Raw genomic sequence first — 16,475 nt, forward strand, 5'->3', positions numbered from 1 at the left:
CAAATTAAACAGGGTGATCTCAAATCTATCTCCGGAATAAATACCTTGATGAACTGTCCCGTACCGGTCTTATCAGTTAGTTAAGGAAGTTCGGTGATCATAATATCTTTATACCAGACTTCCGCTTTTCCGCCGCCATGGATCTGGAAAGCGATCAGTCCCGATTGCGGAATATTCGCATCTGGTTCTTTATAATCAACGGTTTGTTTGCCGTTCAGCCGGATCTGTATTCTGCCATTTTCGGCGCGCACTTCATATTCATTCCAGTCGCCTTTTTTCAGTACCTGTTTTACGATATTGGTATCTCCCCGGACAAGAATTTTATCACGGCGAGATTCATCATAAAGACTTGCCCAGAATCCTTCTCCCAGGTCAGCCTGGTAGCCGGTCATCTCGTAGGGAGGATTAGCAATCCGCTGGCTGTGAAATTGTACACCGGTATTAATAAAACCATCGGTGCCCAGCAGGCGGAATTTTACCTTAAGGATAAAATTTTTGTATGGTTTGGTAGTAGCGATGAATTCATTATGAGGCACTTTCTCCGTCAGAGAACCACCTACCAGTGCACCTTCCTGGATACGCCATGTTTTAACAGTATCACCTTCGAGGCCTTTAAAGCTGCGGCCATCAAAAAGTGGAATTGATTTTTGTGCTGATGCGATATGAGTGATGGCAATAAAAAAAAGACATGCAAGCAATCTCATGGTAGAAATTTTGAAGACAGGCCTGGCTTTTGAAAGTTCCCTGGCTGAAATATTGTTCTCTACAATAATATAACCCTGCCAAGGAATTATCAAATCGAATTTGGGCCGTCAACATGCAGAGTTATTGAATTTTACCGGGCCTAAGGTGAAAAATATTAGCCGATCGCGGAAGAGAATTGACAGGTATAGAGGGTCTGCGCCGCGACGTTACGCAGCCGTACGCATGAATTTCATTTTATTCATTAATACATCGCTCTATAGCAGGATTTTTTTCTGCCTTTTACTTCTTAGCTTCTTTCCTCTGACTTTTTTGGCGTGTCCCCGCCTGCGCCAGGAATCTGTTGTAAATACAGGGAAGTTTTTTGGCGCAGGCGGGGTCGGGCTTTCCGCTGCAAGTCCTCGTGTACCGTCGCCAGGTAATTTCAAAGTATAAATATTTGTTTCCGGCTCCGGTACACTGCGGGCTTTCCGCTTCAATCCCTCACGCAGCGGTGGAGTTGCGTTGACGAACAGGCGAAAGTCCCCGGTGGCGTCGATCCCGGACAGAAGTCCGGGGGGAAAAACCACCTTCGCAAACTTTCCCAACCAGCGAATAAGATATCCGCAATTACTGAACTTAGACACCAGACAAAATGGTCGATCTAAATCGGCTCATGAAAAAGATATTGCTCATCAAAATCAATTTCAATTCCTTTAACAGTAATAGGTATTCATCCCTGAATGAAATTTTTCTATACTGTTCTTCCTGGTTTGTGATATAGTTAAAAAATTACCCAAGATCTGATCGTCTGTAAGAAAAAGGGCCGAACCCTTTTGCCATTCCAACTTCCGTTTTGTCAAACAGCGCCCGTTGATATATTTGGATGATCGTGCTTTCAGCGCTTTCGTTAGTGCGGAAATCGACATCTTTGGCCTGTGCGAAAACAAACAATGAACATGATCATCAACCTAATTCCCTATCAGATTTTTGCTACCAATTTTATTTATAATATTTCCTGCCACACTAAAAACCTGATTTCGCCAATTTGGTTCCAGCATTGCTCTCCTGTATTTTACAGCAAATACAGTTTGGTTATCGATTTGGGAACAAGTGTGTGCGATTCTTTTTTGATGTCACACAATTTCCTTTTAAAAAATAGCCCGGCTGCGGTCCAAATACCCTCCGCATAGAGGATTTTTCCGTCACCTTCACTGTGAAAAAACACTCTTTCTGCAAAACGACGTTGACCTCAACAACAGCTGATCAGCCCAACACACCCCTTCTTTAACTAAACCTTCACCGGCACCAAAATATCAAAGCTTAGTTTCCGGAAAAAAGCTATATCTTTGCCGCACTTTATTGTTACTCCTGCACTGAGTTTGTTTAGATTCTCCCTTTCAAATACCGTGATGGCTTAACGTGAGGCGGGTAATGAATCGCTGCAACTGGCGATTGCCTTACTACAATTTTCATCATTAAACTATTTTAGCATTGTTATTTAATCAATTAGAGCTCATTGAGCCTTTATTAAAGGCCGTGAGCGAAGAAGGCTATACAAAGCCAACCCCCATTCAGCAACAGGCGATTCCGGTGGTACTGCAAAAACGTGATCTGCTGGCATGTGCACAAACAGGTACGGGTAAGACTGCTGCTTTTTCTATTCCTCTTCTGCAACTGATGCACCAGCAAATCGAAAAACATCCGCAGAAATCAAAAAATATTCGCGCCCTTATACTGACGCCCACACGGGAACTCGCAATCCAGATCGGTGAAAACATTTCAGCATACGGAAAGTATCTGAATACCAGGCATACGGTAATCTTTGGTGGTGTTAATCAGTTTCATCAGGTTTCGGCTATACGTAAAGGTGTGGACATTCTTGTAGCAACACCTGGTCGTTTGCTGGACCTGATTCAGCAACGCATTATTTCTCTCAACCAGATTGAATGGCTGGTGCTGGATGAAGCAGATCGTATGCTCGACATGGGTTTTGTAAAAGATGTGAAACGCATCATTGCATTGTTACCTGCGCAGCGTCAGACGCTTTTCTTTTCAGCAACCATGCCGGTGGAGATACAGGATTTGTCAGATTCATTATTGAAGAATCCGATGCGTGTTGAAATCACACCACCTGCGACAACGGTGGAACTGATTGAACAATCCGTTTATCATGTTGAAAAAGCGGATAAGCAGGATCTTGTTTTCGACCTGATGAAGGATAAGAATATCAAATCAGCATTGGTCTTTACGCGTACGAAACACGGAGCAGATCGTCTTGCAAAATGGCTCACCAAAAATGGCATCAGAACGGAAGCCATTCATGGTAACAAATCGCAGAATTTCCGTCAGGCAGCTTTGGCCAGTTTCAAATCAGGCAGAACAAGGATACTCGTTGCAACTGATCTCGCGGCACGTGGTATTGATATCGACGAGCTGACGCATGTGATCAATTTCGAATTGCCCAATATTCCTGAAACATATGTTCATCGCATTGGTCGGACGGGTCGCGCTGGAGCAAGTGGAAAAGCAATTTCGTTTTGTTCATCCGATGAAAGAGTTTTTCTGAAGGATATTCAGAAGCTCATAAAGAAAACAATTCCGGCAATTAATGATCACCGGTTTAAATCGATGCCGTCGATTGTTGCGGAGCCTAAAATGCCTGCCACTACGCAAATGCATAAAAGTAACAGAACATCGAAACGTCATCAACACAACTCCGGCAAACGCAGAGAGATTGTGCTTATGAAGAAATAAATTGTTTTATAAAAATTGCAAACGGCATTAGAAATAAATTTCAGATGCCGTTTTTTTTATTCATACATTTTCAAAAAAATTGGTCGAGCCTACGGCTCTCTTAAAACAATTACCATTTTTACGGCGGATTGAAATCCGCCGCTACAATATCATCGTGGCTACGCCACTGGGCTTCTGCAAGAGCAATCCATAAAACTGATAGCATTTTCCAGATTATTCAGAGATAACCATTTTCGTTGCGTTGTTATGTATGCAAGAAAGGCCCTCACCATCATAAGGCGGATATAATCCGTCGCTATAAAATCGTCGAGTCTGCGCCTCTGGGCTTTCGCGGGGTGCATTTACTCACTCTGATGGGAATATAAAAACAGAGAACATGATAACAACAGGACCTTGTTTTCAATCAGAATTTTAAGATCAACGATTTTAATAAAAAAGGGAAGTTCAATTTTGGAATAACGGTGGTTAAATTTTTTTAGATCATTAGGCTCGTTTCTTATCTATATCATAAGTCCGATTCTTTTAGATAACAGAATTCAGCCCGCGCGACATTGCAACTTTGAGCCTTTTAAGATCGTCGTGGCTACACCTTCGGCCTTTCGCGAGTTTTTTAGAGCCCATGATAATGCGAATTCTTATTCACAGACAATCACCTGAAACATAAATTTATTTTCAATCAGGATCCTGAAATCAATAGATTTAAACAGAACCGACAGGCTCGATTTTCTTATAACGCGGAATTTATTCCGTGGAACAATGCAACCAAAGGTAACCAGGAGCCGTAGGCTCGATTTTTCGAGAACCGGAGGTTCGGTTTACTTATAACCGCGGAATTCATTCCGCCGCATACTGCAACTAATGAAACCGGGAGCCGTAGGCTCGATTTTTCGAGAACCGGAGGTTCGGTTTACTTATAACCGCGGAATTCATTCCGCCGCATACTGCAACTAATGAAACCAGGAGCCGTAGGCTCGACATTTTTATAGAACCGGAGGTTCGGCTTTCTTATAACCGCGGAATTTATTCCGCGGCACATTGCGACCAGAGGTAACCAAGAGCCGTAGGCTCGATATTTTTTTAGAACCGGAGGTTCGGTTTTCTTATGACAGCGGAATTCATTCCGCGCCACATTACTACCAGAGGTAACCGAAAGCCGTAGCTTCAATTTTTCCAGAACCATAATTTGACCTTCTTATAACCGCGGAATTCATTCCGCGGAACAATGCAACCAGAGGTAACCAATAGCCATAGGCTCGACAGTTTCTTAGAACCAGAGGTTCGGCTTTCTTATAACCGCGGAATTTATTCCGCGGCACATTGCGACCAGAGGTAACCAAGAGCCGTAGGCTCGATGATCTTTTGCAGTATCCTCCCGTCAAAAATTCAGACCCAGAGAAAAAATCCATAGATCAGCACTGGAAAAGGGATTGAAATAATATACACCGGCACTGAGCTTCCATATGTCATATCTCATAAATGCGCCTCGCTGGATGTCAAATTTTGTTTCATACAGAAGAGTTCTTTGAATCGAAATACCTGCATCAAAATTTTTAAATGCGTTATAGCTTAGTTCATTCCAGGTGTAAATAAAATTATTCGTGTAGCCGTGATAGTAAATCATATACTCAGACTCAGAATAAAATCCGAATTTTTTGTAAGAAAGATCCATTTCGAGTCCCGGAGCCACACCATTTGAATTTCCGAACACAAATCCGATCATGGGTGTAAAATCCGCTTTCAACCAGCCATTGGTTGAAAATGTATAACCGCCGAATACGGAACCTGTCTTTACATCCTCATAGTTATACCTTCCCTCCATGTGCCATTTATCTACATCTGCAGTTCCTATGAACATGAGCTGGTCATCGTCCCCGGGGATCGAATAATAATAACCTGATATGGTGAAATCTACCTCACGGCGATCGTTCTTCCTCAGTTTGCGCTGCGCAGAAGAGGAGTAAAACAAAAAAAACGAAGAAAATAAACAAAGTAGAAACCCCCGGAACATTCTCCGAAGATAATACTGTCATCGGATTGATCGAAACAACTTCGTATAGATACTTTCCCTTGCAAAACTTTACCCAGGCGAGATTTAACAACTCTACAGTCATTATTTAATTCAATGTTAATCCCAGGATTAGTTTTCGATTATACTAGTCTACTTTACAGGTAGACTTAAAAAACAGGCATAGCTTTGTATGGTTGATTTGAAGATGAACAACAGAAAAAAACAATGCACCATGCCTACATTTCAGACAGAGATCAGAATTACCGATCCGGATGACAAAATTCAGCAGAAATTAAATGATTACCTGCACCAACATGTTACTATTGAGAACCAGAGCGTTCATCATTTGACAAACGAACTGGCCACTCCATTGTATTTGAGATTCGAAACCAAAGGTGGAACTATCAGCGAGCTTACCAAAACAGTTGCGGAAGCTGTACGGGAAACAGGACGCAAATTATCGTTCACCATCATTCGTCATAAAAACTAATGTCATCTGCATTTTCTTACTGAATTCCGGTTTTCACTAGTTTGCCAACCTGTTGAAACAACTCTGATTTGACATATTAACCGCAGCAAAAACCTGCACCGGTTTTTTTTAATCAATCGCGTTTAAATGAAGCTTTTCCTCCTGTGATTCTTCAAAAGCATTTCACTATCAGTAAAAAACACCACAAAACCTGCGAATAACACCGCTATTCCTTTCACCATATGTATAATTTTGTCAGCTGAAGTCCGGATGTATGGCAAAGAAAGATCTTCCGACATATACCATTGGCACATTGAAAAATGAAGCGGCGCGCAATTACCGCAAGTTTATGGCAGACAGGTTCGCTCATTATCTTGATGATCATCCTGATCTTCATTTCCCACATAAACATTCATTCTATCATCTTGTTTATTTTTCAAAAGGTTCAGGAAATCATTCGATTGACTTTACCAATTTCAAAGTTGAAGGCGGCCAGATTTATTTTATGATACCTGGACAGGTACATAGTTGGGATTTTGACAAAAAGCCGGATGGATTTATCATCAATTTTTCAGGCGAATACCTGACCCTGCTTCTCGCCAATCCAGCCTATCTGGAACAGTTTCGTTTTTTCTCAGGAATTGCGACACACCAGGTAATCAACATCCCTGCAAAAAAACGGGATGAAATAGAATATTTGTTTGAGAAAATTATTAAAGAAGGAAGCGCTGATCTTCCATTGAAAGACGATTATATAAAAACAGCATTACTACAGTTATTTATTGCTGTCAGCAGATGTACAGGTAGCCAGAACCCCGATTCGCAAACAGCATACAACTCCGTACTCCTTAGAAATTTTCAAAAGTTAATTGATAAGAATTTCAGGGAGAAAAAGCTTACAAGGGACTATGCAGCTATTTTGTATGTAACACCAAATCACCTGAATGCGTTGTGTAAAGACATTACCGGTAAATCAGCTGGTGATCTTATCCGTGATCGGGTAATACTTGAAGCAAAACGCCTTCTGGTAAATGCCGACTGGAATATCTCTGAGATAGCCAGCGAACTTTCCTTCGCCGACAACTCCTATTTCTCAAGATTTTTTAAAAAAGATACGGGTGTGAGTCCGGAAGATTTCAGAAAACAAATCAGTAAAAAATAATGGTTATGGAAGCAAATATTTCAATACGTGAGGAAATAAACAAGGGCGAAAAAATCGTTGAGCCCGGGTTCTTACATCTTTTTGCATGCAAATGTCCGAGATGCAGAACAGGAAATATGTTTACCGATCCCAACCCATGGCATTTAAAAAATACAATGAAGATGAATGAGCGCTGCCCGGTTTGTGATCAGCCTTTCAATCTCGAAGTAGGTTTTTACTATGGTTCAGCTTATGTTTCTTATGCGATGACAGTTGCTTTTAGTGCCTTAAGCTTTGTGGCATGGTGGTTACTGATTGGTTTTTCTCTTGACGATAATCGACTATTTTACTGGATAGCCATAAACGCGCTCCTGCTGATCATCGGACAGCCGTATTTCATGCGCGTCGCACGTACAGGCTGGCTCACGTTTTTTGTGAGATACGATAAAGATTGGCGGATCAATCCACCAAAACCTACTGAAAGAACCAACAAAGACCAGGAAGGCAACTGGTGAAGAAACAACAGAAGATGTTCGCTGAACCTCGTCAACAATTCTTAACCTGCTATCAGTAAAGGAGTAACCGAGAATGAGAAGTGAATAAAATTTAGTTTGAATTAGATTGGATCCATAAGATGCGAAGACGAGTCAGAGGAAAATTAATTTTACATTTTTTCACTTTCACGAATTGCTTTCCAGCAACCAGCACACTGGGCCATCTCTTCCTTTCCCACCCCCCATCACCGTTTTCAGAGATAAGATATAGCTTCACGGGCGCTTGCAGGCAGCCATTCACCTTGTCTTTTTATTTTTCATAACGTAAGAACTTTCTATCCACAATTCCCATTACCTCAGCGATCTCCCTTCTTCTTTACATAACACCAATTCTACATGCTAACCTCTGTAAACTTCGACTGTCTACTTTCTACTGTCTATATTTGTATCCTTTCAGAAAAATAATTACCGAATGACTATCCGAGCCGCAGTAAACTCCGACCTTTCCCGCCTGCTTGAATTTGAACAGGGAATAGTCGCTACCGAACGCCCTTTTGATCCTACATTGAAGCCGGGTGAAATTCATTATTATGACCTGGGTGAACTTATCAAATCACCCGATTCCATGGTTGCCGTTGCTGAACTGAATGGAGAGTTGATTGGGTCCGGCTATGCAAAAATTAAAATCGCTGATGATTTTCTGCAGCATAAAGAATTTGCCTACCTCGGTTGTATGTATGTCGAACCTGAACATCGAGGCAAGGGAGTGATCCAGGCTATTACGGATTATCTTTTCGACTGGGTTCGTCAGAGAGGATTATCCGAGGTCAGACTTGATGTATATGCAGAGAATAAAACTGCCGTCAATTCATATACAAGGATGGGTTTCACACCCAATTTACTGGAAATGAGAATTGCGTTGCAGCCGGAATAAATCGAAGTTTATGATTAATGCAAGGCAGCTCTAACTGAAAAAACTATCACTCTTTAATTGGTTATTCTGTGTTTCCCATTTTTGTCTGTAATAAAAGCAACTCCTATCCCTACGTCGGTGACCGGTATTGAAATACTGTATTGTATTTTAATGCCCGCTTTTTCAAAATAAACATTCGGGTAAAGAAGCGTCGAGTACTTCTTTAAATTTTCATCGAGGAATTTATCAAAGGTATTCTTAGTGATCTGATGACTAAAAAGTGTGTCCCGTTCTTAAAGCACGGTTAACTCCGACTCAAAACTATGCGCAGCAAAATCTTCTTTTGTAACAAGATTATATTCAGCGGGGACGATGAAACTGCTGTCCATCCTGGAAAAATGCCTAAACAAAACACGATACTTTACAGTGTCCCAAATGATCGTTGTGTCTATAAAAACGGGCCGATCATATAATGCAATAAAATCTTTTCTCACCGTTTCCAAATCCGGACTTTCGAACGCCGTGTCGACATTTTTAATTTGCTCAGTTTTAGAAGGAGAACAACTAAAATTTGACAAACAGAAATGGATGATGATTATTTGTACAACCAGGCTTAAAGAGTAAGGCAGGGTCTTGATTTGCAACTTCAATAATTAATCCTGATTAGGTCAGGACACCGGGTGATAAAAAGCAATTTCGAGATAAGGTCGCAATTCTTTCTGATCGTCACCTAAATGAAACTCTTTGATGATCCCTGCAACTCTTAATTGACCAGAAGGAAGTTTTCCAGTACCCTTGTCATGCGCCACAAGAAAATATTCATCAGATCCCTCTGTTCTGAATTCATAGATATCATACTGATCCATGATCGGTACAGGAATCATCGTCATAACGGTTCCGGTCATGAGTGGAACAATAATAAAACCATTCAATCCTGATTTGGAATCGGTATGTTTTGCAACGCCGGTCAGGATTACATTCTGATTTTTTTCACTGACAAGTTTCGCTTCCGCTGCAGAAATTGAAAATGATTTGTATTTCTCATATGCGTGTTTCGCGTCATTATCAAGACTTGAAATAATTTTTTGCTGATCCGCAGGACTTAACCTGGCGGTGGCGAGATCAAGATACAGGATAGCTTTTTGTTTTCCACCGTACAACCCGGCGACTTTTTCAATTTCCGCTGCAGTGATATGACCATCATCTTCCCTGGTGAAGAAATTGAAAAAACGACCACCATTGTCCAGCGAATGCAATGCAGTAGGGAGATCGTTGTATGGCTTTATCTCTTTCATAAAAAACTATTAAGGCTGAAGGGGTGAGCAAAATCCCTTTCAAATGTAAAATTGTTTCCCATACTACCGAATTTAAATGCCGACGGCCCGCCAGTAAGTATTTTCCGACTTTTGCACGCAGCGGTTATGTAATTTTTACAGACCTGGCATCGTTTTCTAAAGCCACAATATGAGAAAACTTTCGACACTGGTTACCATTTTCCTGTTTCTTAATCATGGCCTCTCTGCTCAGACATTGCCGGACATCTATACCTGGAATAATATTGAGCAGGGAATAAGTTCGAAAATGATGTTGAATCACTTTGCAGTCAAACTCTTTCTGTTTTATCGAACTCGAATGCAACGGTCTCTTTTAATATTCATGTACCAGAAAACATTCTCCATCCGGTAAAAGCCAGGATTGTTGCAGGATCAAAAAATATTTCTGATGGGGAAGAGCATGTACTTCCCATTCTGTCAAGAAAAACATTGGTAAGCATTCAGAAACCAATCAAACTTGATTCGGAATCTTCAATAGAAATTAAAAATCCACCGCTGTCAACATCGGAACAATTGTACGGCGTTGTACTGAACATCAACCCGAAACCCGCAGCCGGAATAATCTGTGCGCTTCCATCGCTTGCATTTTACCCGTATGATTGCGCAGAGCAAACCTTCAACAAAATTTTCGCATATGCTCTTGCGATTAAGCTAACGAAAAGTGATCCTGGCATACAACCTTCAAAAAAGACTAATCAGAGTGAAAAACACCAGGAAATGTCGGAAGTACTTCCCTATGAACTGAGTGAACAGACCATGCGCTGGTTGCGTCTGAATAATTTCACCACTATTCAGCAGTCAAAACTTAATAAACTTCTGGATACAGTTTCCGGCAAAAAAGAAATTGAAAAATACATCGGTGTGTTAGTGCAGATGCAAAACAGTGATGGCGGCATTTGCTGGTTCAATGGCGGGAAAAGTAATCCGTTCATATCCAACTATCTTCTTGCCGGATTTGGAAAACTATTCGCAGATTGATGCGTTGAGTAGATATGCATATGGATCAATTGCCTATTATAAATCTGTTCGCGATGCAGGCTTCTAGTTTTTTGCAGACGAGATACCATCGGGAATTTCAAAAATCAATTACGAAATGATGGTAGTAAAATCAGGAAAATTTCATTACGGATCAACTTCCTTACAATGTTGTATCAACCAGGCATGGCCTCCTATTCCGGTAGTTCAACAGTGAATGTCAGGAATGATTAATGCCGGCCATTTTTTTCCGCCAGGTATCCGATACTTGCAAGTATCGGATACCTGGTGAAATTTTTTGTTTCAGCAAAGTTCGCATTTCATTAGGCGAAATGAACGGTATTATTCCCGGATGCCGGGAGAATTTTCCTTTATTATAGCGGGTTGTGTACTTTTCCATTTATGAAGATCCATTTTATATTCAGACCTTCAGACTACCCTGTATCGAATCGTCCAGTGTTTTACCCAATACTGCGCCAGTGACCTGTTTCGCAAATGCAACAAAGGCGCCGTGTTTAGTATCCCAGTAATGGCCATCTTCAGGAACAAAACGAATAACTGAAATCCGGGGGTCGTCCTCGCCTTCTGTGAACCAGGTCTTCATCAATGGTTCCCATAGCTCTTTGATCTTTGCTTTATCCTGAGAAATAGTAGCATGACCGTATAACGTCATAAAATCTGAATGCGCGCTCCCCTGGAAAAACAATTGAACCGATGGATCCTGGAGTATCTCTGCATTTTTATGACTGTCATTTGAACTGAGGAACCAGAATACACCGCTGTCATCGATTTTCTGCACGGCCATCGGTCTGGTTGAAAATGGCGTTTGTGTTGTAGCATGTGTGCAGAAAAAACAGGTTTTAGCTTTATTCGCAAGTTCCCGGATTTTCTCAACTGCATCTCCGCCAACCAGGTTAGCAAGATTATCTTCCTGTTGTTGTTTGTCAATACTGTTCATGGCAATTATTTTTCTAAAACCGTTAAAGAAATCGTGCCATTTACTTTAACAGAAAAAGCAGATTTAGTTTTAATTTTATTGTCACAACAAAGCGAAAGATGGAAAAAAATAAAATCAGGAACTGGCCCGAGATTAAGGATAAACTTCAGGCAGAGTTTCCTCACCTTACAACGGACGATCTTATCTATGAAATTGGCAAAGAGGAAGAGCTGTTGGAAAGACTTCAGAAAAAGCTCAATAAAAATGAGGATGAATTGAAAGGTTGGTTGAGTTTGATGGGATAGTTTACAAGGGACAGATGGGCCAAAGCGAAAAGTTGAAAGTTTAAAGTTTTAAATGTTAAGTCAGCCTCGGCGAGTGCCAGAGGCATCTCCGGTTGTGAAAAAAGGTTCGTTCATACTCTGGAAGGAGCATCCTGTTTTTAGCCGCCGGATAGATAGGAAGTAGCTGAAAGTGAAACATTCCAATGATTAGTTTATAAGTTAGCCTAAGCAAAAGCTAAATTCATCTCTGATTGGGAGAACAGGTTCGTTCATCCTACCGAAGGATCATCCTGTTTGTAGCCTTCTGAAGGATGCTAAATTACAAATGCCCGGACACGCGCCGGGCACTTATGCATGGAGTGCCTGAATAGACGATTACCTATTGAAATAACTTTTTGAAGTCGGCTTTGAATTCCTCCCAATCGCGGTCGGCTTTTTCAAGACCACGCTCAACATCCGCTTTGGTATTTGCCCAGGCTTCGGCTGTACTGTTTTTTACTTCTTCAGATTTACGTGCGAGGTCGTCTCTTGTCTCTTCCAGTTTTTTCTGAGCCTTTTTACTTTTCTCAGATCCATCTTTTTTTAATTCTTCGATCTTAGCATCCATTTCACGTTTCCGCTCGTCGAGACGGGCAGCCAGTTTTTGTCTTTCGGCTTCAATATTATTGCCGATCGTATCGGCTTTCATCTCAATGCCAGTGCCTACATCTTTAGCACCTTCTTCGATTTTTTCATCAGCCGCATCTTTGTTATCGTTACATCCGATGGCTACACTTGCACTAATTGCAAATAGAATAAATAGTTTTTTCATGATTAAGTTTTTCTGTTAACAATTTCGGCTACGATCGTACAAAAAATATTCCAAGGAGACGGCAGTGGGCAGACGGCAGGCGGTAGAAGTTTATAGAGAGGAGTATCGTACTACCAGCATGAATATTAGGAAAAAAACCATTTACGTAGCGATTTAAAAAGACCACAAATGACTTTTTAACAGGAACAATTTGCTGGTAAACGTAGGACTTCCGGATATTGCCTGTTTTTTTTTATTAGGGACTTGTGACAGCCCTTTCCGGATTCTTTACTTCTTGTTATTCCCGAATTAGTATTCCAATAATCGTGAAAACATTTGCCCAATTTTCTGATTTGCGCAAAAAAAGCCACAGTTTTTTGCGCAATGAGTAAATTTTGTTAAAGGATGATGCCCGGTTCCAAAGTGCATGTTATTTGCAAATAGATTTACGAGATATTTATAGCCACCACATCAAACCAATTTTATGACAACTAAAAAAAGCACGGAAGGAAGGACCGGCAGAAGACAGCCAGCACGGAAAAACAAATCTAACTGGATTGAAAAATTCATCAATTCCTCAAACATCACAGATTTTGAAACCGGTTTATTCCGCAAAGTAGACTTTGAAAACATCGCGAGCTGGCTCAAAAAAGGAACATCAGAAGCTAAAGCACAGAGGGATCGGTTTTTCAGTATGTTATGTAATGTGGAATACCTGTATTAACCGTATTTCAAAAACCTGTCATTATGAAAAAACAAGCATATTCTCCGGATAAAGAATTCAAACCGGATAAAGAAAATCTTCAGAGAGAAGATAACGATAAGGCTCCGGGCGAAGAAAAAAACAAAGGGGAAAAGGTAAAAGCTATCGATCTGAAAGGGAAAAAGGTTGATGCAGATCCAAATGATCCGAAAGACAGTCCTATCAATACTACAGAACAATGGGTGGAACAGTAAAGAACTGTTAAAAAGAAAGTGGTGTCCGCTCAACGGAAGACTGTTTTTCCACAAATATCTTTTATTGCTTCACATCTTTCACCATATACCTTCTGTCCATTGAATGGCATATTTTTTTTATCGCTAGGTTGTGACTATTACAACTCCTGCGACAAAATATGTTTCGCTTTACGACGAAGAAGCGATCACGGAAATAAAGGATTTTCTTATTTCCGGAAATCAGACTATCGCAGTTGCAGAAAGTGTTACTGCCGGTCATCTCCAGGCAGCATTTTCGACGAGCATTAATGCATCACATTTTTTTCAGGGAGGTATAACTGCCTACAACATCGGTCAGAAATGCAGGCATTTGTTGGTGGAACCAACGCACGCACTTGCATGCAATTGCGTATCCTTAACCATCGCAGAGCAAATGGCCAACCAAATAACAAATATATTTTCGAGTGATTGGGGAATCGGGATTACCGGATATGCGTCGCCGGTAGATGGCATAACATCGGATCGGCTCTTTGCCTATTTCTCAATCAGTCACGCGGGGCAAAAAATTCAAAACGGGGTTATTGAAACGAAGATCAAAGACAGCATTGAGGTCCAGATTTTGTATGTGAACGAAGTATTGAAAGAAATGGCTCGTACTATCCGCTCACATATGCATACCTGATGAAATAAATAATCCAATCATGAAAAAATTAGCAACCATCATTCAGGAGAAAATCAAGTCGCAGGGACCGATGTCCTTCCGTGATTTTATGGGAATGGCATTGTACTATCCCGGACTTGGCTACTACACTTCCGGAAAAGAACGGATCGGGAAAGCAGGTGATTATTTCACAAGTCCAACGGCCAATAATCTGCTTGGCGAATCCATCGCCAAACAACTTGTTGAAATGTGGGAGATCCTGGGAAAGGAAGAATTTGCAGTGGTTGAATACGGTGCCGGTGATGGTTCACTAAGTTCACAGATCCTGTCATGGCTCAAAGACAACAGCAGATTGTATCACCACATTTCTTATTATATCATTGAGAAAAGAAGCAGCACTGATATCAAGAAAGAATTCATTCATAAAATTATCCGGGCAGATGATGTGAGCCAGATACCCCCGATCGTTGGATGTATTTTATCAAATGAACTCATTGACAATTTTCCGGTACATCGGATTATCAATCAGAATGGGCTGCACGAGCTACGGGTAAGTTATACTGAAGATGGATTTACAGAGGTAGCAGTTCCGCTGGGAAATGACCTTAAAAACCATATTGAGAAATTCGGAATAGAGATTCCGCAATACTCCGGAACGGAGATCTGTACTGAAATGGCTCCATGGCTCAACGAGATCAATCACATTCTCAAAAAAGGATTTGTATTAACGATAGATTATGGGGATTCAGGCGAACGATTAATACAGAACTGCGATACAAATGGCACCATACATTGCTATCATAAACACCATGTTAATCGTAATCCTTTCGCTAATATCGGCGACCAGGATATTACTGCTGATGTGAATTTTTCAACACTCGCTGCAATGGGCAAAGCTGTCGGACTTGAATATACCGGTTTTACAACCCAGAGTGAATTTATGATCGCACTTGGGTTGAACAGTCGAATTAACCATGATGAACAGATGGATGAAATCAAAGTCAACACCATGCTTGATTTCATGGTGAATATGAGTCGCAAACTGAAAGTATTCATTCAGCACAAAGCTGTGAATCACCCAATGATATCAGGACTTCTGTTTGCGCGACGTGCTGTTGCTTAACATGCTATTTTTCTATATTGCCTTACTCAAAAAGCTTCGGGCACGAGAAAATGCAACTGATGCTTGTTGATTGAAATTGATATTTCTGAAGCTGCGGATATATCAATGATTGTATCGTCCAGGTGAAAATCAGGCCCGTTCCAGGTCAGTTTTATATTCTTTCCATGAATGACGGGAAGTGGATTTTCATCGAGGTCCTGGTTGATTTTCCTGATGAAGTATTTCTTTAGTCTCGATCTGTCCGAAGCTCCTCCAAGTACGATATCGAACCTACCATCACCCGGATGCGCGTGTGGTGCAAAAAAAACATTCGGTCCTACACAACGAATATTCATAATCTCCACGAGTAACATTTCACCGGAGTAATCTCTTCCATCAATATTGATTTCGCAATGTGAAGCAACGAAGTCTTTAGTGGCCTCGTACATCGCTTCAAGAGAATTCTGCAGGTTGTCTTCCGGGCTCGATGATCCATTAGGAAATTTCTTCTTCATATCATTGATCATCTTCGGGAAAATTCCGAAACCGACACCTTCAATAAAAAAATCGCTAATGACAGGATTGTTAATTACTCCGGTATCAAATGCAATAGCTTTTGCTTTACCTTCTTTCCAGCTGCTGATAATTCGTTTTATATCCTGCGGAATGCCAAGGGATGTAGCAAGGTTATTTGCGGTGCCCATTGGGAGAACACCGATAAGCGGATTTATGGTTGCTTCCATAGCTGCCACCGAAATTTTCTTAACTGTACCATCACCACCGGCAACAACAACGAGATCAGCCTCAGGGTCAATACCCCAATGATCCTTTGTCGATGCATACTCAAATTCCCAGCCGGTGGTTTTAAAGATTGCAGATAACTCTTCCCGGCTGATGCTTTCTGAGCCTGCTCCCGGGTTATGCAGTAATTGCACGCGATTGATTTCCTTCATATATGCAACAGAATAAAAAACATACCACCGGGCTGGCATG

19 protein-coding genes are annotated in these 16,475 nt (G+C 41.1%); 11 read left to right on the forward strand and 8 right to left on the reverse strand.

Annotated features, from left to right (window positions below; translation table 11 throughout):
- Window positions 1-80 precede the first annotated feature (80 nt).
- The 3 genes from P2W82_RS08705 to P2W82_RS24805 form a co-directional block, all read right to left on the reverse strand.
- Window positions 81-704 carry a 3-keto-disaccharide hydrolase gene (locus P2W82_RS08705; protein WP_336515483.1) on the reverse strand — a complete coding sequence of 208 codons (624 nt, stop codon included), beginning with the start codon at window positions 702-704 and terminating at the stop codon, window positions 81-83.
- A 255-nt stretch (window positions 705-959) separates the two neighbouring features.
- Complete coding sequence (locus P2W82_RS08710) at window positions 960-1,328, reverse strand: hypothetical protein (RefSeq protein ID WP_336515484.1); 369 nt, start codon at window positions 1,326-1,328, stop codon at window positions 960-962.
- 69 nt (window positions 1,329-1,397) lie between these two features.
- Complete coding sequence (locus P2W82_RS24805; protein ID WP_419555713.1) at window positions 1,398-1,610, reverse strand: hypothetical protein; 213 nt, start codon at window positions 1,608-1,610, stop codon at window positions 1,398-1,400.
- A 565-nt stretch (window positions 1,611-2,175) separates the two neighbouring features.
- Here P2W82_RS24805 and P2W82_RS08715 point away from each other — a divergent pair.
- Window positions 2,176-3,438, forward strand: coding sequence for a DEAD/DEAH box helicase (locus tag P2W82_RS08715; protein ID WP_336515485.1), 1,263 nt, complete (start codon window positions 2,176-2,178; stop codon window positions 3,436-3,438).
- 1,375 nt (window positions 3,439-4,813) lie between these two features.
- Here the strand turns inward: P2W82_RS08715 and P2W82_RS08720 are convergent.
- Window positions 4,814-5,446 (reverse strand): hypothetical protein, encoded by a 633-nt coding sequence (locus tag P2W82_RS08720; RefSeq protein ID WP_336515486.1) that lies wholly within the window; start codon window positions 5,444-5,446, stop codon window positions 4,814-4,816.
- A 232-nt stretch (window positions 5,447-5,678) separates the two neighbouring features.
- On the opposite strand from P2W82_RS08720, the gene P2W82_RS08725 reads away from it, so the two are divergent.
- The 4 genes from P2W82_RS08725 (at window position 5,679) to P2W82_RS08740 (ending at window position 8,484) form a co-directional block, all read left to right on the forward strand.
- Window positions 5,679-5,936 (forward strand): hypothetical protein, encoded by a 258-nt coding sequence (locus P2W82_RS08725; protein ID WP_336515487.1) that lies wholly within the window; start codon window positions 5,679-5,681, stop codon window positions 5,934-5,936.
- Window positions 5,937-6,189: 253 nt separating this feature from the next.
- Complete coding sequence (locus P2W82_RS08730) at window positions 6,190-7,077, forward strand: helix-turn-helix domain-containing protein (RefSeq protein WP_336515488.1); 888 nt, start codon at window positions 6,190-6,192, stop codon at window positions 7,075-7,077.
- Between the two features lie 5 nt (window positions 7,078-7,082).
- A complete protein-coding gene (locus P2W82_RS08735) occupies window positions 7,083-7,571 on the forward strand; it encodes a DUF983 domain-containing protein (protein ID WP_336515489.1) in 489 nt (162 codons plus the stop codon).
- Between the two features lie 451 nt (window positions 7,572-8,022).
- A complete protein-coding gene (locus P2W82_RS08740; RefSeq protein ID WP_336515490.1) occupies window positions 8,023-8,484 on the forward strand; it encodes a GNAT family N-acetyltransferase in 462 nt (153 codons plus the stop codon).
- A 647-nt stretch (window positions 8,485-9,131) separates the two neighbouring features.
- On the opposite strand, the gene P2W82_RS08745 is transcribed toward P2W82_RS08740, so the two are convergent.
- A complete protein-coding gene (locus P2W82_RS08745) occupies window positions 9,132-9,758 on the reverse strand; it encodes a hypothetical protein (RefSeq protein ID WP_336515491.1) in 627 nt (208 codons plus the stop codon).
- A gap of 468 nt (window positions 9,759-10,226) precedes the next feature.
- On the opposite strand from P2W82_RS08745, the gene P2W82_RS08750 reads away from it, so the two are divergent.
- Complete coding sequence (locus P2W82_RS08750; RefSeq protein ID WP_336515492.1) at window positions 10,227-10,775, forward strand: hypothetical protein; 549 nt, start codon at window positions 10,227-10,229, stop codon at window positions 10,773-10,775.
- Window positions 10,776-11,193: 418 nt separating this feature from the next.
- Here P2W82_RS08750 and P2W82_RS08755 read toward each other — a convergent pair whose 3' ends face one another.
- Window positions 11,194-11,730, reverse strand: coding sequence for a pyridoxamine 5'-phosphate oxidase family protein (locus tag P2W82_RS08755; RefSeq protein WP_336515493.1), 537 nt, complete (start codon window positions 11,728-11,730; stop codon window positions 11,194-11,196).
- Between the two features lie 98 nt (window positions 11,731-11,828).
- Here P2W82_RS08755 and P2W82_RS08760 point away from each other — a divergent pair, with 98 nt between their 5' ends.
- Window positions 11,829-12,014 carry a general stress protein CsbD gene (locus P2W82_RS08760; RefSeq protein ID WP_336515494.1) on the forward strand — a complete coding sequence of 62 codons (186 nt, stop codon included), beginning with the start codon at window positions 11,829-11,831 and terminating at the stop codon, window positions 12,012-12,014.
- Window positions 12,015-12,372: 358 nt separating this feature from the next.
- On the opposite strand, the gene P2W82_RS08765 is transcribed toward P2W82_RS08760, so the two are convergent.
- On the reverse strand, window positions 12,373-12,804 hold the full coding sequence (locus P2W82_RS08765) for a hypothetical protein (RefSeq protein WP_336515495.1): 432 nt from the start codon (window positions 12,802-12,804) through the stop codon (window positions 12,373-12,375).
- Window positions 12,805-13,267: 463 nt separating this feature from the next.
- On the opposite strand from P2W82_RS08765, the gene P2W82_RS08770 reads away from it, so the two are divergent.
- From P2W82_RS08770 to P2W82_RS08785, 4 genes are all read left to right on the forward strand, one after another.
- On the forward strand, window positions 13,268-13,507 hold the full coding sequence (locus tag P2W82_RS08770; RefSeq protein WP_336515496.1) for a hypothetical protein: 240 nt from the start codon (window positions 13,268-13,270) through the stop codon (window positions 13,505-13,507).
- Between the two features lie 23 nt (window positions 13,508-13,530).
- Complete coding sequence (locus P2W82_RS08775; protein WP_336515497.1) at window positions 13,531-13,740, forward strand: hypothetical protein; 210 nt, start codon at window positions 13,531-13,533, stop codon at window positions 13,738-13,740.
- Between the two features lie 130 nt (window positions 13,741-13,870).
- Window positions 13,871-14,401: a CinA family protein gene (locus P2W82_RS08780; RefSeq protein ID WP_336515498.1), complete on the forward strand. Its 531-nt coding sequence runs from the start codon at window positions 13,871-13,873 to the stop codon at window positions 14,399-14,401.
- A gap of 19 nt (window positions 14,402-14,420) precedes the next feature.
- Window positions 14,421-15,503, forward strand: coding sequence for a class I SAM-dependent methyltransferase (locus tag P2W82_RS08785; protein WP_336515499.1), 1,083 nt, complete (start codon window positions 14,421-14,423; stop codon window positions 15,501-15,503).
- Window positions 15,504-15,529: 26 nt separating this feature from the next.
- Here P2W82_RS08785 and P2W82_RS08790 read toward each other — a convergent pair whose 3' ends face one another.
- Window positions 15,530-16,474 carry a diacylglycerol/lipid kinase family protein gene (locus P2W82_RS08790; RefSeq protein ID WP_336515500.1) on the reverse strand — a complete coding sequence of 315 codons (945 nt, stop codon included), beginning with the start codon at window positions 16,472-16,474 and terminating at the stop codon, window positions 15,530-15,532.
- Between the last annotated feature and the right edge of the window lies 1 nt (window position 16,475).

The sequence above is a fragment of the Pollutibacter soli genome (assembly GCA_029269725.1).
Classification (GTDB): domain Bacteria; phylum Bacteroidota; class Bacteroidia; order Chitinophagales; family Chitinophagaceae; genus Pollutibacter; species Pollutibacter soli.